Raw genomic sequence first — 18,311 nt, 5'->3', positions numbered from 1 at the left:
CGCTGTCCGCCGGAGTCGGCCACCGAGCCAGGTCGATCGGCTCCGCGCCAGTGGTGCGGAGCACGCGAAGGAGAATCCGTGGAACTGACTGCTACGACCACCATCCGCAAACCCGTGGAGGAGGTGTTCGCGTTCTGGCGCGATCTGCAGAACCTCCCGGTGTTCATGGGACATCTCGAGGAGATCCGCACGACCGGTGACCGGACGAGCCACTGGGTCGCCGACGCCCCGTTCGGCAAGGACGTCGAGTGGGACGCGGAGATCACCGACGAGGTGCCCGCCGAGAAGATCGCCTGGCGGTCGACCGGTGACGCCGAGGTGCCCAACGCCGGCACGGTCCGGTTCGTGGCCGCCCCGGACGGCGAGAGCACCGAGGTCCACGTCGGCCTGGTGTACGAGATTCCGGGCGGCGCGATCGGCAAGGCGGTCGCCCGGTACTTCGGCGAGGAACCGCACCAGCAGCTCGACGACGACCTGCGCCGGCTCAAGCAGGTGCTGGAGACCGGTGAGGTCGTCCGGTCCGACGGCGCCCCGTGGGGCAAGCGGGCGCGCGAGGAGTTCCCGCAGCGCCCGGCACAACCGCTGTCGGACGCCGAACTGGAGAAGGGACCGGACGCGTGAGGGCGAACACCTGGGCGGGCCGCAACGAGGTCGAGGTCCGCGACGTGCCGGACCCGAAGATCCTCAACGCTCGCGATGCCGTCGTGCGGATCACCTCCACCGCGATCTGCGGCTCGGACCTGCACCTGGTCGACGGCTACGTGCCGACCATGCAGGACGGCGACGTCCTGGGCCACGAGTTCATGGGCGAGGTCGTCGAGGTCGGCTCAGGGGTCGCCCCTGATCGGCTGCGCGTCGGGGACCGGGTCGTGGTGCCGTTCCCGATCGCCTGCGGCGCGTGTGCCGCCTGCGCCGCGGAGCTGTACTCCTGCTGCGAGAACTCCAACCCGAACGCCGGGATCGCGGAGAAGATGTTCGGGCACCCCGTCGCGGGGATCTTCGGCTACTCGCACCTGACCGGCGGGTTCGCCGGCGGGCAGGCGCAGTACGCGCGCGTGCCGTTCGCCGACGTCGGCCCGTTGAAGATCGAGTCGGATCTCACCGACGAGCAGGTGCTGTTCCTCTCCGACATCCTGCCCACCGGCTACATGGGTGCCGAGATGTGCGACATCCAGCCCAGCGACGTGGTGGCGGTCTGGGGCGCCGGCCCGGTCGGCCAGTTCGCGATGGACAGCGCCAGGGTCCTCGGCGCCGCGAAGGTCATCGCCATCGACAAGGAGCCCTACCGCCTGCGGATGGCCGAACAGGCCGGCCACACGCCCGTGAACTTCGACGAGGTCGACGTGCGCTCCCGCCTGCTGGAACTGACCGGCGGACGCGGACCCGACAAGTGCATCGACGCGGTCGGCCTGGAAGCCACCCACGGCAGCGCGCACATCTCCGCCTACGACCGGGTCAAGCAGGCCGTGCGCTCGGAGACCGACAGGCCTCACGCACTGCGCCAGGCCATCACGTCCTGCCGCAGCGGCGGCGTGGTCTCGGTGATCGGCGTGTACGGCGGCCTGATCGACAAGTTCCCGGCCGGCGCGTGGATGAACCGCTCGCTGACCCTGCGCACCGGGCAGTGCCACGTCCACCGCTACATGAAGCCGCTGCTGGAGCGCATCGAACGCGGGGAGATCGACCCCACCCGGATCATCACCCACACCCTCCCGCTGGACGAAGCGGAACGCGGCTTCGAGATGTTCAAGAACAAGCAGGACAACTGTGAGAAGGTCATCCTCAAACCCTGACTGGCACCCGCTTTCGGTCACTGCGGTGAGCACAGTGACCGAACGTGGCGTCGGCGAGTCGGGTCCACAGTGGACGCGGCGATCACCGGGGCGATCGAGGCCGCTCCGCGTCAGGTGGCGCACTGCCCGACGCCCTCAACCGACGGTCACACCGTTGATCTGCGGAGTTTGGCGCGCAATGCCCGGCGGGCGACCGGCCCGAGATCGTCGACCACCTGCCTGCCGCGCTGGTGCAGGGCCACGGCCGCGGCCAGGCCACCGATGCCGCCACCTGCGACGACGATCCGTCCGGTCATCTCTCCCTCAAAACACACCGGAAACGCTAGGTGTTCACGGCTTCTGCCGCGCGCATCAGCAGGTCGAGCGCGTGGCGGTGCGCCGTGAGCTCGCCGAGGTGCCGCGCGACGAGCTCGCGCTGGGCGGCGACGTCGGCGTCGGCCCACGCCCGCAGGAACCCCGACTGCTGCTTGCACCGGACGTCCACCAGCGCCGCCCTGCGTTCCGGCCCGGTGGGACGCAGGCCGTTTCTGCGCTCGGCTTCGGACAGCGTGCGGTGGGCGGCGATCCGCTTCTCACCCCAGTACTGGTACGGCGCCTCGACCGGGTTGTCGTAGTGCAGGCCGGCCCTGGCCGCGCAGTCCCGCCACGCCTGCGCGGCCTGCTGGACCGGCGGGGTGTCACGGGACGCGCGCCACGCCTCGTCGTCGAGACGGGGCAGCGGGCTGGTGGCGGGCTCGCCCAGCAAGCGGTTCGTGGCTCCCAGGCACCCGCCGTCCGGTCCGTCGCGGAGGAGCTGCGAGAGGCGCGACGCCGGGTCGATCAGCAGCTCCCACGGGACGACGCGCTCCGGCGGTTTGTCCAGCGAATAGCCCCATTCCCAGGCCGTGTGCCGGGACGCGAGGCCGTACCGGTCGGCGCGGCCTGCCCGCATCCTGCCGGTCGGCAGTGGCGGCAGGTCGGCGCCGAGCTGCCGCACGCACCGCCAAGTCATCAGGTACCTCGCCCGTGCGACGACCGCCAGCTCGGGTTCGGTGAGGCCGAACGCGTCCAGCGGGTACGCCACCGCGTCGAGGTCGATGTCGGCGGGAACGCCCTGCTGCTTCTCACCGCAGAGGGTGAGAAGCAGCAGGACGATCATCGTCAGACGTACTAGCACTGGAGGATGGCCCACTCGTTGCGGTCGTTCTCCCACAGCGCGACGTCGCGGACACCCGTGTTCGGCTGTGTCCGGAACACCTCGGTCGCGCCCTCGTAGACCTTCGTGAAAGCGCCACCGGTCTGCCGGTCCCAGTAAGAGCTGGCGGTGCGGTACAGCGCGCCGGTGAAGTCGTGGATGCCGCAGCGCGCCCAGCCCTGGTACCTGCCCTGGCAGTCGGAGTGCTCGTAGAACAGCACCCAACCGCGGTCCGGCGTTGCCGAGCACGCCAGTGGTGCGACGGGCTCCTGGCCGGCGGCGTTGGCCACCGCGGGCCCGAGCAGGCCCAGTGCCGCGGCGACGGCGAAGATCACCGCGAGCATTCGGTTCCTGGACAAGACGATTCCCCTTCCTTCGCGATGGTCAGTGCCACTGCTGTGTGCCCACGCCGCCGTCGCATCTCCACTGCTGAGCGCGAGCACCGTCGTAGGTGTAGGAGTCGGCGATCTCCAGGCACTTGCCGCTGTTCTTGTTGATCAGCCGATAGCCCGGCTCGCCGCCCCATTGGACCCAGTACCACTGCTGCGTCGCACTGCCGTCGCAGGTCCACTGCTGGGCGCGGGCGCCGTCGTAGGTGTAGGAGTCGGCGATCTCCAGACACTTGCCGCTGTTGGAGTTTCTGAGCTCCCACGCGGCGCCGACCCCGTGCATGTACCAGTGCTGAGTCAGCACGCTGCTGTCGCAGGTCCACTGCTGGGCACGGGCACCGTCGTAGGTGTAGGAGTCGGCGATCTCCAGACACTTGCCGCTGTTGTGGTTCACCCAGGTCGTGGTGAAGTCGAGCGCCGCCGGATCGGCCTGCGCGGCGGGAACCGCCAGTACCGACACGGCCACGATCGCCGTCAGCGCCGGCCAGAGTCTTCGCAGTTGCATGGTCTTCCCCTCAGTTGGCGTACTGGTCCTCGGTGTGGTTGATGTCGCGGTCGCCCTGCCCGGCGATCAGCCCGATCACCGCGGGGCCGGGCATGTGCTTTCCCCCTCGCGACGCCGTATGTCTAGTGCGATCGGGTTGTCTTCGTTCGGTCGCCGGACGATGAACGACAAGGGCTGAACAATGCGCACGGGGCCGGCACTTGGGGAGGTTGTCGATGCCACGTGGGGAACGTCCGCTCGATCCGGGGGACACGCCGCTGCTGCGGTTCGCGGCGGATCTGCGGAAACTGAGGGAGAAGAACGGAAGCCCGCCCTATCGCGAACTGGCCACGCGAGCGCATTTCTCGGCGGCCGCCCTGTCCGAGGCGGCGAGCGGGCGGAAACTGCCGAGCCTCGACGTGACGACCGCGTACGTGCGGGCCTGCGCGGGCGACGCCGAGCAGTGGGAGGAACGCTGGCACGAGCTCGCCGCCCAGCTGGCCGCGGAGAGCCCGCCGCCGGAGCAGGATGACTCCCGCGCGCCGTACGTGGGCCTCGGGGCGTTCCAGCTCGAGGACGCCGATCGGTTCTTCGGGCGCGAGCGGCTCGTCGAAGAGCTGCTGGCCGCCTTGTCCCGCACCAGGTTCGTCGCCGTGTTCGGCGCGTCGGGCTCGGGCAAGTCGTCGTTGCTGCGCGCGGGTCTGCTGCCCCGCTTGGAATCCGCCGTCCTGGCCACGCCGGGGCCGCGGCCGGTGCAGGAGCTGGCCCGGCGACTGACGGAGCTGGACGGCCCGGATCCCGTGCTCGTGGTGGACCAGTTCGAGGAGATCTTCACGCTGAGCCGCGACACCGGGACGCGGGCGGAGTTCGTCCGGATGCTGGTCGGCGCACCGTGCCGCGTGGTCATCGGGGTGCGGGCGGACTTCTTCGCGCACTGCACCGCCTTTCCCGAGCTGGTCGAGAAGTTGCGCGACGGGCAGATCACCGTGGGGCCGATGACCGCGGCCGAGCTCCAGCGCGCGACCGTGCAGCCGGCCGTCCAGGTGGGATGCGCGCTGGAGAGTGCGTTGCAGGCGACGATCGCCGCCGAAGCCGCCGTACAACCCGGTGTGCTGCCGTTGCTGTCCCACGTGCTGCTGGAGACGTGGCGGCGAAGACGCGGGAACACGCTGACGCTGCGAGGTTTCCAGGCCGCGGGCGGTCTCGCGGGCGCACTGGCCCAGACGGCCGAGTCGGTGTACGGCGGCCTGACGGAACGTCAGCGACTGGTGGCGAGAAGCCTTTTCCGGCGGCTGACCGCTGCCGGCGAGGACACCGGTGACGTCAAACGGCTCGTGGCACATGACGAGCTGGACGACGACCCGAACCTCCGCGTCGTGCTCCAACGCTTCACCGCCGCACGCCTGCTCACCTCCGGACGCGACGGCGTCGAACTGGCGCACGAGGCGCTGCTGCGGCGCTGGCCGAGACTGCGCGACTGGCTCGCGGAGGACGAGGAAGGCCTGCTGCTGCACCGCGGGCTGACCGAGGCGACGCAGACCTGGGAGTCGCTCGGCAGGGACCCCGGCGCGCTGTACCGGGGTGTCCGGCTCAGCCTCACCCGTGACTGGGCGGTACCCCACCTGGACGCGCTCAGCACGCGCGAACGGGCGTTCCTGCACGCCAGCACGACGGCGGAGCTCCGGCGCACCCGCCGCGCGCGTCAGCTGGTCGTGGCGCTGGTGATCCTTCTCGTGCTGGCCGTCACCGAGGCGGGCTACGCCATGCACGCCGAGAGCACCGCGGCCCGGCAACGCGACGTCGCGCTCTCCCGGATCGTCGCGGGCAAGGCCGACGCGTTGCGCCGCACGAACCCGGCGCTCGCCGCCCAGCTCAGCCTCGCGGCGTACCGCCTGTCCCCCACCGAGGAGGCGCGCACGAGCCTGCTCGGAACGTTTCCCCTGCCGTACAGCCGATTGCGCGGCCACACGGGGCACGTGAACACCGTCGCGTTCAACGCGGACGGGCACACGGTCGTCACGGCGAGCCACGACGGCACGGCGAAGCTGTGGGACACGGCGCAGGGCAAGGAGATCGCCACGTTGACCGGCCACCAGAGCACCGTCAACGCGGCGGCGTTCAGCCCCGACGGACGCACAGTTGCCACGGCGAGCTGGGACCACACGGCACGGCTGTGGAACTCCGACGACCGCGCCGGACGCGCCGTTCTGAGCGGACACGCCCGGGAGGTCAACGCCGTGGCGTTCAGCCACGACGGCACGCTGGTCGCGACCGCGAGCACCGATCGGACCGCGAAGATCTGGGACGTGCGCACCGGCGCGGAGGTCACCACGCTGCGCGGGCACACGGACGGGATCGTCGCCGTCGCGTTCGGCAGCGACCGCGACGTGGTGGCCACGGCGGGCTGGGACCGCCACCCCGGCCTGTGGCGGCTCTCCGACCCCGAGCACCCGGTGTTCCTCACCGGGCACACAGCCCCGGTCGTGTGGCTGGCGTTCAGCCCGGACGGCCGCGTCCTGGCCACGGCCGGTCAGGACGGCGCCGTGCTGTTGTGGGACACCACCGATCCCCGCGACCCGATCCTGCTCAGCAAGATCACCGGCCACGACGGAATCGTCCGGTCGGTGGTGTTCCGCGGTGACGGCCGTGTCCTCGCCACCGCGGGCGTCGACCAGACCACCCGCCTGCTGGACGTCTCGAACGCCCGGTCACCCAGGCAGATCGCCGTGTTGACCGGGCACGGCAGTGCGGTCGTGTCGGTCGCGTTCAGCCCGGACGGGCACACGCTCGCGACCGGCAGCGACGACGACACGGCACTGCTGTGGAAGGTTCCCGAGCTCCCCCTCGACGACGCCGGGCAGGCCGGCCGGTTGGTGTGCGAGACGGCCCGTCCCGCGATCACGCGGGCCGAGTGGGAGCAGTACTTCCCCGGACTCGGCTACGAGCCGCCGTGCACCTGACGGCCGCGAACGTGTCCGATGCGGACAGTGAGGTGCGCCCGTCCGACCTGGTGACCGGGGGTGATGAGCTCGACGGCTTGGACGCCGTCCGGCGGTCGGCGCCGATCCGGACACCTGGCTCGACGATGGCGGCGCCCGCCGGCACCGCCGATACTCACCGCGAGGCGAGGAGGATCGATGACGGCCGAACCACCGGACGACGAACCCGACTACCGGTTCACGCTGGCCAACGAACGCACGTTCCTCGCCTGGATCCGCACCGCGTTGGGCCTGCTGGCCGCCGGTGTCGCGGTGCGGCAGCTCGTGCCGCCCTTCGCCCTGCCCGGCGCCACCACGGCGCTCGCACTGGTCTGCGTCGGCCTGGCCTCGATGGTCGCGGCGGCGAGCTACCCGCGGTGGCGGCGCGTGCAACGGGCGATGCGGGCCGGCGCTCCCCTGCCGCACAGCCGGATGGTCGTGGTGCTCGCATCCGGCGTACTGCTCCTGGCGGTGCTCGCCGCGGTCCTGGTGATCATCGGATGAGCCGCGACCCCGGCCTGCAGCCCGAACGCACGAACCTCGCGTGGAACCGGACCGCACTCGCGTCCGCCGCGTGCGCCCTGCTGCTCATCAACGCCGCGGCCCGGCACGGCTGGATCCTGGCGATCGCGCCCGCGGTGTGCACGGCGGGCGTGGCGGTGACGCTGGTCCTGCTCGGCCGTCACCGGCACCTCGCCACCACCCGGCCCCTCGTCCTCCTGCTGGTCGGCGCCCTGGTCACGCTCGCCTGCCTGTCCGCCGTGCCGCTCGTGCTGCACGGCTGAGCCGTCAGGCCAGCGCCAGGAAGAGCTTCTCCAGCTGAGCCCGGTCGGCCACCGCCTGCTCGGAGTCGTCGGACACGCACTTCTCCAGGCCGCTCGCGATGAGCTTGAACCCGGCCCGGTCCAGCGCCCTGGACGCGGCGGCCAGCTGCGTGATCACGTCCTTGCAGTCCCGGCCGGACTCGATCATCTGCACGAGCCCTCCCACCTGTCCCTGGACCCGCCGCAACCGCTTCACCACGTCCGTGAGGACGTCCTCGTCCAACTCCACCGGCCACCTCCTTCAATACCCCCGAGGGTACCTGAACGCCGGCGGCGGGCAGGTCAGCGACGCCCGAAGGGCCACCACGACCTGGACTCCCGCGGCTGCTCCGCGCAGGAGCAGCGCTGCGCGCGGGGGACGTCTCCCAGCACCTGCTCCACGTGGTTGCCACAGCCGCGATAGGTCGGCCGGCCGCAGCGAGAGCACGTGACTCGTTGACACATGGCGAATCCCTTCGTCGAACGCCGTGTACCCAGCATACCCCCTGGGGTACATGGCAAATTAGCCCACATACCCCTGGGGGTAGCCAGCGGGGCGCGCTATGGTGGGGATCAGATACCCCCTGGGGTACGTGAGGAGGAGAAATGACGGAGATCATCGGCATCGACACCCCGAGCCTGGGTGACCGCAGCTACCTCGTGACCGACGGCGCGGTCGCGTTCGTCGTCGACCCCCAACGCGACATCGACCGGGTGCTCGCCCTCGCGGAGCAGCACGGCGTGCGGATCACCGATGTCTTCGAGACGCACATCCACAACGACTACGTCACCGGCGGGCTCGCGCTCGCCCGCGCGACCGGCGCGGCGTACCACGTCAACGCGGCCGACCCCGTGGCGTTCGACCGCTCCCCCGTCCGCGACGGCGAGATCGTCGCGGTGGGCACGAGCATGCGGGTGCGCGCCCTGGCCACACCGGGACACACGTTCACCCACCTCTCCTACGTGCTGGAGGCGCCCGACCGCGCGCCCGCGGTGTTCACCGGCGGATCGCTGTTGTTCGGTTCCACGGGCCGTCCCGACCTGCTCGGGCCGGGCAGCACCGGCGAACTGGTGCGTGCGCAGTACGCCTCCGCCCACCGGCTGGCCGGTCTGCTGCCCGACGACACCGAGGTCTTCCCGACCCACGGGTTCGGCAGCTTCTGCTCCGCCACGCAGTCCCGGGGCGAACGTTCCACCATCGGCGAGGAGAAGCGGACCAACCCGGCGCTGACCAGTGACGAGAAGTCCTATGTGGACAGACTGCTCGCCGGTCTGGACGCCTTCCCCGCCTACTACGCGCACATGGGACCCGCCAACACGGCGGGCCCGGACGCCGTGACCCTCATCGAGCCGAAGACCGCCGATCCGGCGGAGCTGCGCGCCCGCATCGACGCCGGCGAATGGGTGGTGGACCTGCGCTCCCGCACGGCTTTCGCCGCGGGACATGTCGTGGGCAGCCTGAACTTCGGCCTGGACGGCAGCTTCGCCACCTACCTCGGCTGGCTGATCCCGTGGGGCACCCCCGTTTCCCTGCTCGGTGAGACCGCCGCGCAGGTCGCCGAGGCGCAACGGGAACTCGTGCGCATCGGCGTCGACCACGTCGAGTCGGCCGCGACCGGCACTCCCGAGGAGTGGTCGGGCTCGGCACCCCTGGGCACGTTCCCGCGCGCGAACTTCGCCGATCTCGCCCACGTGCGGCACCACCGCCCGGTCACCGTCCTCGACGTCCGCCGCAACCTCGAGTGGACGGAGAAGCACATCGACGGAGCCGTGCACGTGCCGTTGCACGACCTGCTCCGCCGCCTCGGCGAGGTGCCGCCGGGCGAGATCTGGGTGCACTGCAAGTCCGGCTACCGCGCCTCCATCGCCGCCTCCGTGCTCGCCGCCGCGGACCACCACGTGGTCGTGATCGACGACGAGTTCGACCGGGCCGAGCAGGCCGGCCTGCCCCTGGCGGCCTGATGTTGCCGGCCGCGCTCTTCGGGCTGGTGATCGGCGCCGTGCTGGGCACGCTCGGCGCCGGCGGCTCGATTCTCGCTGTTCCCGCGCTGGTCTACGGCGTCGGCGTGCCGCTCGCCACCGCCGTCCCGACCTCCCTGATCGTGGTCGCGGTGTCCGCGCTGGGTGGCCTGGCCGTCCGCTGGCGCACCGGCGCGATCCGCTGGCCCGTGGCACTGGTCTTCACCGCCACGAGCATCCCCGCGGCCTTCGCGGGCACCGCGCTCGGACGCCTGATCCCCGAACGCTGGTCGCTGCTCGCCTTCACCGCGCTGATGGTCGCGGTGGCGGCGCGCATGCTCGCCGCGCCCGCCGAGTCCGGCGGAGCCTGCCGCACCCGCGGCGGGGAGGTGAACTGGCGGCGTTGCCTGCCCAAGGCACTCGCCGCCGGAGCCGTCGTCGGAGCGCTCACCGGCCTGTTCGGCGTCGGCGGCGGGTTCGTCATCGTGCCCGTGCTGACCATGTTGCTCGGCCTGACCGCGGCCGAGGCCGTCGCCACCTCGCTGGTCGTCATCACCATCACCGCACTGGCCGGCCTCACCGCCCACGGTCTCACCGGCACGCACGTCGAGCCCGCCGTCACGGCGGTGTTCGCGGGCACCGCGCTCGTCGCCGCGGTGGCCACCGGGCGCCTGACCCACCGCCTGCCCGCAGCCACGTTGCGCCGCGCGTTCGCCTGGGTCGTCATCGCCGTCGCCGGTGGCGTGGCCACCTCCGCCCTCTTCTTCCAGGCCGCGCTGGGCAGTGCCTGACGGTCAGTCGACAGCGGCAGTGGACACCGCGGTGTGCGGTCGCTGCCGGCGCCACTGGTGACGGGAACAGGCCGTGAACGCTTCACCTGGGCGGAGTCGGCGCATCGCGGATCCCGGAGTCGAAGGCCACTTCGACGGTGGTGAAGCGGTTCGCGTCCACGTGCACAGGGACCGGTTGAGCGATCGGCAGAGGTGTCCCGGCGAGGTTCGCCGGGTGCAGGGTGTAGTCGCCCGGCGCCAGGGCGATGCGGAACCGCCCGTCCTCGCCGCTGGTGACCGTGGCGACGGCTTCGTCCGACCCTGCTCGAGTCACCTTGAGCCTGGCGGACAGCGGTTTGTCCGGGCAGGGTGGCGCGTCGCGGGCCGGCGGGCACCCGCCGTCCACCATCGTGGTCCCTTCGACGCCGGAGTCCCGGGGAGCCGCCGGTTGCTGTCCGCACCCGGCGGCCAGCAGCACCAGCACCGCGATCAGGACCTTCATCGGCACCACCACCGCGACGTCGGGAGGGTGGCGGGCCGAGGCCGGCCCGCCACCTTTCAGCTTGTCAGGAGAAGAGCACGTTGTGCGGTTCCGAGTAAGCGCCTGCCGCGCCGCAGTTCCCGCCGGTGATCGCGTACCCCGCGGCGACCCACTGAGCCGGGTTCGCCTTGTAGGTGCGCACCGTGAGGTAGTCACCCCAGCGGTAGAGCCCGCCGCTGGAGGTGCAGGTGTTCCCGGCGCCCCACAGGTAGTAGTTCGGCGAGGTGTCGATCGCGCCGGCCGGTGAGTTGTTCACCGCGGCACCGGGGTAGTAGTGCGTGGTGCCGGTGCCACCACCCCACGCGAACGTGGTGCCGACGCGGCCCGCGTTGTTGGGCGCCATGGACATGAACTGGATCGCACCCCAGCCGCCCCACTGGTCACCGGCACCGATGTAGGCCTTGGTCGACTCGTTGAACCACACGATCCTGGTGTACGGGAACGGGTGCGAGCCGTCCTGCTTGGCGTTGAAGGAGAATCCCAGGACACCGCTCGCCCGGTACGCGCCGAGCGTGCGGGAGTCGGCGAACTGGCACCAGTTCTTCACCACGCCGTCCGTGCTGGCGCAGTTCTGCCCGCTGTTGCGGGTGAAGAAGCCGTACGACGCCACGGTGCGGTCCCACCAGAAGTAGGTGCCGGAGTTCTCCGCCCAGGAGTAGACGCGGAACGACGAGCCGTTGGTCTGTCCCCAGTTGCTCCCCCAGAACAGGGTGTCGGTGGAGCCGGGGACGAGCTTGAAGGTGAAGCTGTCGGTGCGGTTGAGGAAGTTGTAGCTGAACCCGCTGCAGGTGCTCATCGGCACCTTCGGCAGCCGCACGATCGCCGAGCCCTGCGCTCCGGAGGTGGGGAAGAAGTTGGTCGAGATGGCCACGAAGCTGTTGGTGATCGTGAGGTCGTTGTAGTCCAGCTCCGTGCCGGCCGCCAGACCGAACCACGTGGCGTCGAGGTTCCAGTAGCACCAGCTGGTGAACGCGCCCGCACCGGCCGCGGAGGCGTTGGCGAGCACCAGGTGGTTGTCGAACTGCAGCAACCAGAACTGGCGGCCGGTCGCGGCGTCGTACTGGGTCACCTGGTCGCAGCAGAACCCGCTGCCGAACAGCGTGAAGGGATCGAGGTAGCTCCAGCTCGCCCCGTTGTTCGTCGACCGGGTCGCGTACCAGTTTCCGGTCTGGAAGATGTTGCCGCCGTTGGCATCCGTGCTCGGCTCCTGCACGAACGACGAGAACGACGCCCCGCCGGAGATCCCGCTGGCCGGGATCGTCGAGTTGCGCAGCACGCTCGCGGTCGCGGTGCTGATCCCGCCGGGCACCGCCATCTCCGGCCCCAGGGCGCCGTGCCGCGGCTCCGGCCCCTGCTTGCCGAGGTTGGCGGTGTGGTTGTCCTTCTGCTGCTTGCGCGCGGTGAGCTCGGCGACCTGTGCCGCGGTGTAGCCGCGCGGCTGGTCCGACACCGCCGCGGTGACACGTGCTCCCGCCGCCGCAACACGGGTCTGCGTGCCGTTGATGCGGACCGGTGCCGCGCTGCCGACCGCCGGTGCGGACAGCGTGCCCGCCACGAGCACGCTGATCGCGAAAATCAGCGTGCGTCTACCGCGGTATTCGTCACGAAATGGCATGTAACGCATGTGCCCTCGCTCCACTGGTTGAGACAGGGTCCACCGAAGCGTCGTCTGCGACGAGTTACACAAACAGGGAACAAGGGCCCGAATCGCACTCGCCGAACCGAATGCGGTGCATCAGATTCCCAAATAGCTCGTCGAATGAACGCGTTCGACGGACAATTGAGCACCAATACAGCGCACAGTATGTGAACCGAACGGAGTGGCACGCAGCTTTACGAGCACCGGAACGCCGACAGAAGATCAATCCGACCAACGCCGGGTTGCACGGCAGATCGAACGAACCAGCCTGGCACCACCATTTGCCGTGCGCATCACGGTGATTGCCGCAGGAGATTGGTGCATCCGCTGGCACCGTACATCATTGCGCACCAAAGCCGGCAGCCTGTTGGGCGTTTCCCTTTCGGCATCATCGCGACTTCGCCCGCACCGCCTGCTCGGCGCTCGGTCCCACCTGACCGTCCCTGAACACGCGCTCAGACACCCTCTCGCCGGTCACCACCGGGACGTGGAGCCAGCGCCCGGTCACCCTCTCCGCGCGGATCCGGACGAAGTGATCCCGCCGGCCGTCCACCCAGGGCTGCAACCAGGTCCCCGACAGCGTCACGAGCTCGTCCACGTCAGCGACCAGCTCGGCGTGCCCCGCCACCGTCACACTCCACCCGGCCCGCAGATCCGGGTCGAGGTCGTCGGCCTCGAACGCCACCACGGAGTTCCCGGTCGCGGCGCGCAACTTCGCGCCACCGGCCACGCGGATCACGACGTGTCCCCGGTGCACGCCGAAGTTGACCGGCTGCACCGCCGGCATGGCGTCCTCGGTGAACACCAGCCGCCCGACCCGGACGGTCTTCAGCAAGGCCATGCACTGCTCGCGACCGAGAACCTCGAGCCGCTGCCGCTCCGACATGTCTGCTCCCGAGCACCGACGCAACAAGTCAACATCGAGTGTGCGCGCCTCGATCACGCGGAACGCAGGGTCCAAAGCCCCACCCACCATCAGCCCAAGGGCACCACTGCAGACGTCGGTCACACACCGGATGCGGCGGGTGCCCCGCTGATCGCCCGCCGCGGTCCCAACGGTCCCGGTTCGGGCGGGACCTAGTGCCCTCACCACGGCTCACCGCCGGGTGCCAGGTTCAGAGGACTGGCCATCGGAGAGTGGGAGAACCGTGATCACGGGCGAACGCATCGAGGTGCACGGTGCCGTGCAGGGTGTCGGCTTCCGGCCGCACGTCCTGCGGCTCGCCACCGAGCTCGGCATCCGGGGCGACGTGCGCAACGTCGGCGGGCACGTCGTGATCACCGCGTGCGGGTCACCGGACACTCTCGACGCGTTCCGGCGGGCCCTGCACGAGCGGGCACCGCGGCACGCGCGCGTCGACAACATCACCGTCACGCCGCACGAGGACGCCGGGCACGCCGGGTTCGTCGTGCTGGGCAGCGGGTTCGCGGCCGGGCCGCGCACCGTCGTGCCGGATCTCGCGACCTGCGACGCCTGCGTGGCCGAGCTGTTCGACCCCCGCGACCGGCGCTACCGGTACCCGTTCGTCAACTGCACCGACTGCGGTCCGCGGGCGACGATCGTCGAGTCGTTGCCGTACGACCGGGCGCGCACGTCGATGCGCGGTTTTCCCCTGTGCACGTGGTGTGAGGCCGAGTACCACGATCCGGCCGACCGGCGCTTCCACGCCGAACCCGTGGCGTGCCCGGAGTGCGGTCCTCGCCTGCGCTGGGGAGACGTCCTGGGCAACGAGGCACTGCACGTGGCGACCGGGGTGATCGCGCGCGGCGGCATCGTCGCCGTCAAGGGGGTCGGGGGCTACCAGCTGGTCTGCGACGCGGCGGACCAGGACGCGGTCGCCCGGTTGCGCAAGCTCAAGCACCGGCCGCGCAAACCGTTGGCGGTCATGGTGCGCAACCTCGCGGAAGCCAACCGGTTGTCCTATGTGGACAGCGCAGCGGCCGCGCTGCTGCAGTCGTCCGCCGCTCCGATCGTCGTGGCACCGTCGCGCCTCGGCGGCCTGGACGTCGGGCTTTTCCTGCCGTACAGCCCGTTGCACCACCTCCTGTTGCACGATCTCGCCCGTCCCCTCGTCGTCACCAGCGGCAACCGCGCCGGCGAGCCGATCGTGATCTCCGACGAGGACGCCGAGGCGAAGCTGGGACCGCTGGTGGACGGCGTCCTCGCGCACAACAGGCCGATCCTCGCCCGCTACGACGACTCGGTCGTCCGCGCCGGACGGATGGTGCGCAGGGCACGGGGACTCGCGCCGGACCCGCTGCCGTTGCCCGTGTCGTCGCCGGCTCCGGTGCTGGCGCTGGGCGCGCAGCTCAAGCACACCACGACCCTCGCCGTCGGTGACCGCGCGGTGCTCGGGCCGCACACCGGTGACCTGGAGAACGCCGACACGTTCTCCGCGTTCGAGCACACCGCGGAGGCGTTGTGCCGGTGGCAGGGCACGACACCGGAGTACTGCGCGCACGACCTGCACCCGCGCTACCTGTCGACCCGGTACGCGCAGCGGTGGTCACCCGAGCGCAGGGTTCCCGTTCAGCACCACCACGCCCACGTCGCGGCGACGGCGGCGGAACACGGCGTGCAAGGCCCGTTCATCGGTGTCGCGTACGACGGCCTCGGGCTCGGCGACGACGGCACGTTGTGGGGTGGCGAGATCTTCCTGGCCACGTACCGGGACTACCGGCGGCTCGGCCGGTTCGGCCGCGCGCCGCTGCCCGGTGGTGAGGTCGCGGTGCGGCGGCCGTCCCGCATGGCGCTCGGTTACCTGTACGGCGCCGAGGACTTCGGCGCACCGTCCATTCCGGACACGCGACCGACACCGGAGGCCGGTCTCGTGCGGCGCATGATCGAACGACAGGTCAACAGCCCGCTCGCCTCCAGCGCCGGCAGGTTGTTCGACGCCGCCGCGGCGCTGCTGGGCGTGTGCGAGGAGAACTCCTACGAGGGCGAAGCGGCCGTTCTGCTCGAAGCGGCCGCCGCCGACCACCGCGGACCGTCGCTCGACTGGACGCTGCACCGCCGCGACGGGCTGTGGGTGTACGACCCGGTGCCGACGCTGCGCGACCTCGTCACGTGCGGCGACCCGACGGGTGTTGCCGCGGCGCGGTTCCACACCACCGTCGCCGAGGTCACCGCCGCGCTCGTGCGCGAAGTCGCGGGCAGCACGCGGACGGTGTGCCTGGGCGGCGGGGTGTTCCAGAACCGCAGGCTCGTCGACGCCGTCACGCGCGAGCTCGGGGACTTCCAGGTGCTCGCCGGCGAACGCGTGCCGGTCAACGACGGCGGGATCAGCTACGGACAGGCCGCCGTGGCGGCGGCCGTGCTCGCGGGAGGGGACCGCTGATGTGCCTGGGGATTCCCGGACGGATCGTGACGCTGGACGACGCCGAGCCCCGGTCGGGGACCGTCGACTTCGACGGGCTGCGCCGCCCTGTCTGCCTCGCCTACACACCGGAGGCCGAGGTCGGCGACTACGTGATCGTGCACGTCGGGTTCGCGATCACCTTGGTGGACGAGGACGAGGCGGCCAGGACGCTCGCCGTGCTGCGCGCGATGCCGGACGCGATCGAGACGGAGCTCGGAGCGTGAAACACCTGCAGGAGTACCGCGATCCCGTACTGGCCCGGCGCCTGCTGGCCGAGCTGCGGGCGACGGCGACCACGCCCTGGACGATCATGGAGGTCTGCGGCGGTCAGACGCACACCATCGTGCGGCAGGGCATCGACGAACTGCTGCCCGCGGGCATCCGGATGATCCACGGCCCCGGCTGCCCGGTCTGCGTGACACCGCTGGAGACCATCGACAGGGCGCTCGCGATCGCCGCGCGACCGGACGTGATCTTCACCAGCTACGGCGACATGCTGCGCGTGCCGGGAACTTCGGACGACCTGCTCGCGCTCAAGGCGCGCGGCGCGGACGTGCGGGTCGTCTACACCCCGCTCGACGCCGTCCGCATCGCCAGGGAGAACCCCGGCCACGAGGTCGTCTTCCTCGCCGTCGGTTTCGAGACGACCGCGCCGGCCAACGCGATGGCGGTGCTGCACGCCGCGACGACCGGGGTGACGAACTTCAGCGTGCTGGTGAGCCACGTGCTCGTACCGCCCGCGATCACGGCGCTGATGGACGACCCGGACACGCAGGTGCAGGCGTTCCTCGCCGCGGGCCACGTCTGCGCGGTCATGGGCTGGACGGAGTACGAACCGATCGTCGAGAAGTACGGCGTGCCGGTCGTCGTGACCGGGTTCGAGCCGCTCGACCTGCTCGAAGGAATCCTGATGGCGGTGCGGCAGCTCGAACAGGGCCGCGCGGAGGTCGAGAACCAGTACGCCCGCGCGGTGCGCCGGTCCGGCAACACCGCCGCCCAGGACGCGATGCGCCGCGTGTTCCGGGTGACCGACCGGACCTGGCGCGGCATCGGCCCGATCAAGGCCAGCGGCCTGGAGCTCAACCCGGAGTTCGCCCGCCACGACGCCGAAACCCGGTTCGCGGTCGGCGATCTCGTGACGCGGGAGTCGCCGGACTGCATCGCGGGCGACATCCTGCGCGGCACCCGCGTGCCGACCGACTGCGCCGCGTACGGGCGCACCTGCACCCCCCGAACACCGCTGGGCGCACCGATGGTGTCCAGCGAGGGCACCTGCGCGGCGTTCTTCAACGCCGGCCGAACCGCGGAGCACCGATGACCCTCTCCTGCCCCGTCCCCCGTGTGGAAACCGAACGCGTCCTGCTCGGCCACGGCTCCGGCGGTCAGCTCATGGCCGAGCTGCTCGCCGAGGTCGTCACGCCGGAGCTCGGCCTCACCGGCCCGTTGGAGGACGCCGCGCTGATCGGGCTGGACCAGGTGTTCAGCACCGACAGCTACGTCGTGACGCCGCGGTTCTTCCCCGGCGGCGACATCGGCTCGCTCGCCGTGCACGGCACGGTGAACGACCTCGCCATGCGCGGTGCCCGGCCGATCGCGTTGAGCCTGGCGTACATCATCGAGGAGGGCCTGCCGATCGCGGAGCTGCGCGACATCACGCACTCCGCCGCGGCCGCCGCCCGCGCGGTGGGCGTCCCCATCGTCACAGGCGACACGAAGGTGGTCGGCCGCGGCGCCGCGGACGGCATCTACCTCACCACGACCGGCGTCGGCGTCCGGCTTCGTGACGCGTGGCCGTCCGCCGCCAGTGCGGTGCCCGGCGACATCGTGCTGGTGTCGGGTCCGATCGGCCGGCACGGCGTCGCGATCCTCAGCGCCCGTGAAGGCCTCGGTTTCGAGGCGGACGTCTCGTCGGACAGCCAGCCGCTGCACGAGCTCGTGGCCGCCATGATCGCGGCGGGCGGCGCGGACGTGCACGTGCTGCGCGATCCGACGCGCGGAGGTCTCGCGGGTTCGCTCAACGAGATCGCCGCCGCTTCCCGGGTCTGCGTGGAGATCGTCGAGTCGGCCGTGCCGGTGCCCGCGCCGGTCGCCGCCGCGTGCGACCTGCTGGGGCTCGATCCGTGGCACGTGGCCAACGAGGGCTGCCTGGTGGCGTTCGTGGCACCTGCCTCGGTCGACGCGGTGCTGGAGGCGATGCGCGGGCTGCCGGAGGGTGCGGAGGCCGCGATCATCGGCGAGGTGACGCGGGGGACGGCGGGGCGCGTTCTCGCCCACACTCTGGTCGGCTCCTCCCGCGTGGTCGACGTGCTGGTCGGCGAGCAGCTGCCCCGGATCTGCTGACGATGAAGGGCGCCTTCATCCACCTCAAGTGGATGTTTGGGGCCGGGATCGTGGAATCGGTCGGGAGTGGGGGTGCTGG

At 71.0% G+C, this 18,311-nt stretch carries 19 protein-coding genes; 11 read left to right on the top strand and 8 right to left on the bottom strand.

Annotation, left to right across the window (positions count from 1 at the left end):
• Positions 1 to 78 precede the first annotated feature (78 nt).
• Together ABZV40_RS34040 and ABZV40_RS34035 are read left to right on the top strand one after the other, a co-directional pair.
• Positions 79 to 621: an SRPBCC family protein gene (locus ABZV40_RS34040; protein WP_355451025.1), complete on the top strand. Its 543-nt coding sequence runs from the start codon at positions 79 to 81 to the stop codon at positions 619 to 621.
• Positions 618 to 1,793: a zinc-dependent alcohol dehydrogenase gene (locus ABZV40_RS34035; protein ID WP_355451022.1), complete on the top strand. Its 1,176-nt coding sequence runs from the start codon at positions 618 to 620 to the stop codon at positions 1,791 to 1,793. Before ABZV40_RS34040 ends, ABZV40_RS34035 begins: the two co-directional genes overlap by 4 nt.
• Before the next feature lie 146 nt (positions 1,794 to 1,939).
• On the opposite strand, the gene ABZV40_RS34030 is transcribed toward ABZV40_RS34035, so the two are convergent.
• The 4 genes from ABZV40_RS34030 to ABZV40_RS34015 are packed head-to-tail and all read right to left on the bottom strand — an operon-like array spanning position 1,940 to position 3,861.
• Complete coding sequence (locus ABZV40_RS34030; protein WP_355451019.1) at positions 1,940 to 2,089, bottom strand: hypothetical protein; 150 nt, start codon at positions 2,087 to 2,089, stop codon at positions 1,940 to 1,942.
• 26 nt (positions 2,090 to 2,115) lie between these two features.
• Positions 2,116 to 2,931 carry a hypothetical protein gene (locus ABZV40_RS34025; protein WP_355451016.1) on the bottom strand — a complete coding sequence of 272 codons (816 nt, stop codon included), beginning with the start codon at positions 2,929 to 2,931 and terminating at the stop codon, positions 2,116 to 2,118.
• A gap of 11 nt (positions 2,932 to 2,942) precedes the next feature.
• A complete protein-coding gene (locus ABZV40_RS34020) occupies positions 2,943 to 3,326 on the bottom strand; it encodes a hypothetical protein (protein WP_355451013.1) in 384 nt (127 codons plus the stop codon).
• A gap of 25 nt (positions 3,327 to 3,351) precedes the next feature.
• The gene (locus ABZV40_RS34015; protein ID WP_355451010.1) at positions 3,352 to 3,861 is read right to left on the bottom strand and encodes an RICIN domain-containing protein; all 510 of its coding nucleotides are present in this window, start codon (positions 3,859 to 3,861) and stop codon (positions 3,352 to 3,354) included.
• 215 nt (positions 3,862 to 4,076) lie between these two features.
• Here ABZV40_RS34015 and ABZV40_RS34010 point away from each other — a divergent pair, with 215 nt between their 5' ends.
• The 3 genes from ABZV40_RS34010 to ABZV40_RS34000 all read left to right on the top strand — a co-directional run bounded on the left by ABZV40_RS34010 (position 4,077) and on the right by ABZV40_RS34000 (position 7,603).
• Positions 4,077 to 6,800, top strand: coding sequence for a WD40 repeat domain-containing protein (locus ABZV40_RS34010; protein ID WP_355451007.1), 2,724 nt, complete (start codon positions 4,077 to 4,079; stop codon positions 6,798 to 6,800).
• A gap of 177 nt (positions 6,801 to 6,977) precedes the next feature.
• The gene (locus ABZV40_RS34005) at positions 6,978 to 7,322 is read left to right on the top strand and encodes a DUF202 domain-containing protein (protein ID WP_355451004.1); all 345 of its coding nucleotides are present in this window, start codon (positions 6,978 to 6,980) and stop codon (positions 7,320 to 7,322) included.
• Positions 7,319 to 7,603, top strand: coding sequence for a DUF202 domain-containing protein (locus ABZV40_RS34000; RefSeq protein ID WP_355450995.1), 285 nt, complete (start codon positions 7,319 to 7,321; stop codon positions 7,601 to 7,603). Before ABZV40_RS34005 ends, ABZV40_RS34000 begins: the two co-directional genes overlap by 4 nt.
• 4 nt (positions 7,604 to 7,607) lie before the next feature.
• Here the strand turns inward: ABZV40_RS34000 and ABZV40_RS33995 are convergent, their stop codons facing one another.
• Positions 7,608 to 7,871, bottom strand: coding sequence for a metal-sensitive transcriptional regulator (locus ABZV40_RS33995; RefSeq protein ID WP_355450992.1), 264 nt, complete (start codon positions 7,869 to 7,871; stop codon positions 7,608 to 7,610).
• A gap of 356 nt (positions 7,872 to 8,227) precedes the next feature.
• On the opposite strand from ABZV40_RS33995, the gene ABZV40_RS33990 reads away from it, so the two are divergent.
• Together ABZV40_RS33990 and ABZV40_RS33985 are read left to right on the top strand one after the other, a co-directional pair.
• Entirely contained in the window at positions 8,228 to 9,583 is a 1,356-nt protein-coding gene (locus ABZV40_RS33990; protein ID WP_355450989.1) for an MBL fold metallo-hydrolase, read from the top strand.
• Positions 9,583 to 10,371: a sulfite exporter TauE/SafE family protein gene (locus tag ABZV40_RS33985; RefSeq protein ID WP_355450986.1), complete on the top strand. Its 789-nt coding sequence runs from the start codon at positions 9,583 to 9,585 to the stop codon at positions 10,369 to 10,371. The genes ABZV40_RS33990 and ABZV40_RS33985 overlap by 1 nt, the downstream gene beginning before the upstream one ends.
• Before the next feature lie 82 nt (positions 10,372 to 10,453).
• On the opposite strand, the gene ABZV40_RS33980 is transcribed toward ABZV40_RS33985, so the two are convergent.
• The 3 genes from ABZV40_RS33980 to ABZV40_RS33970 form a co-directional block, all read right to left on the bottom strand.
• Positions 10,454 to 10,852: a hypothetical protein gene (locus tag ABZV40_RS33980; RefSeq protein WP_355450985.1), complete on the bottom strand. Its 399-nt coding sequence runs from the start codon at positions 10,850 to 10,852 to the stop codon at positions 10,454 to 10,456.
• A 64-nt stretch (positions 10,853 to 10,916) separates the two neighbouring features.
• Entirely contained in the window at positions 10,917 to 12,515 is a 1,599-nt protein-coding gene (locus tag ABZV40_RS33975) for a hypothetical protein (protein ID WP_355450982.1), read from the bottom strand.
• 403 nt (positions 12,516 to 12,918) lie between these two features.
• Positions 12,919 to 13,416 carry a pyridoxamine 5'-phosphate oxidase family protein gene (locus ABZV40_RS33970; protein ID WP_355450979.1) on the bottom strand — a complete coding sequence of 166 codons (498 nt, stop codon included), beginning with the start codon at positions 13,414 to 13,416 and terminating at the stop codon, positions 12,919 to 12,921.
• Positions 13,417 to 13,678: 262 nt separating this feature from the next.
• Between ABZV40_RS33970 and hypF the strand changes: the two genes are divergently transcribed.
• The 4 genes from hypF to hypE are packed head-to-tail and all read left to right on the top strand — an operon-like array spanning position 13,679 to position 18,232.
• Positions 13,679 to 15,871, top strand: a complete 2,193-nt coding sequence (gene hypF, locus ABZV40_RS33965) for a carbamoyltransferase HypF (protein ID WP_355450976.1) — start codon at positions 13,679 to 13,681, stop codon at positions 15,869 to 15,871.
• Positions 15,871 to 16,116 carry a HypC/HybG/HupF family hydrogenase formation chaperone gene (locus tag ABZV40_RS33960; RefSeq protein ID WP_355450973.1) on the top strand — a complete coding sequence of 82 codons (246 nt, stop codon included), beginning with the start codon at positions 15,871 to 15,873 and terminating at the stop codon, positions 16,114 to 16,116. The genes hypF and ABZV40_RS33960 overlap by 1 nt, the downstream gene beginning before the upstream one ends.
• Positions 16,113 to 17,210, top strand: a complete 1,098-nt coding sequence (gene hypD, locus ABZV40_RS33955; protein WP_355450970.1) for a hydrogenase formation protein HypD — start codon at positions 16,113 to 16,115, stop codon at positions 17,208 to 17,210. The genes ABZV40_RS33960 and hypD overlap by 4 nt, the downstream gene beginning before the upstream one ends.
• Positions 17,207 to 18,232, top strand: a complete 1,026-nt coding sequence (hypE, locus tag ABZV40_RS33950) for a hydrogenase expression/formation protein HypE (RefSeq protein WP_355450967.1) — start codon at positions 17,207 to 17,209, stop codon at positions 18,230 to 18,232. Before hypD ends, hypE begins: the two co-directional genes overlap by 4 nt.
• Positions 18,233 to 18,311 lie beyond the last annotated feature (79 nt).

The organism is Lentzea sp. NPDC004782 (genome assembly GCF_040609115.1).
Classification (GTDB): Bacteria; Actinomycetota; Actinomycetes; order Mycobacteriales; family Pseudonocardiaceae; genus Lentzea.
Note: the sequence above shows the minus strand (reverse complement) of the source record. Positions and strands in the feature narration are given on the sequence as shown.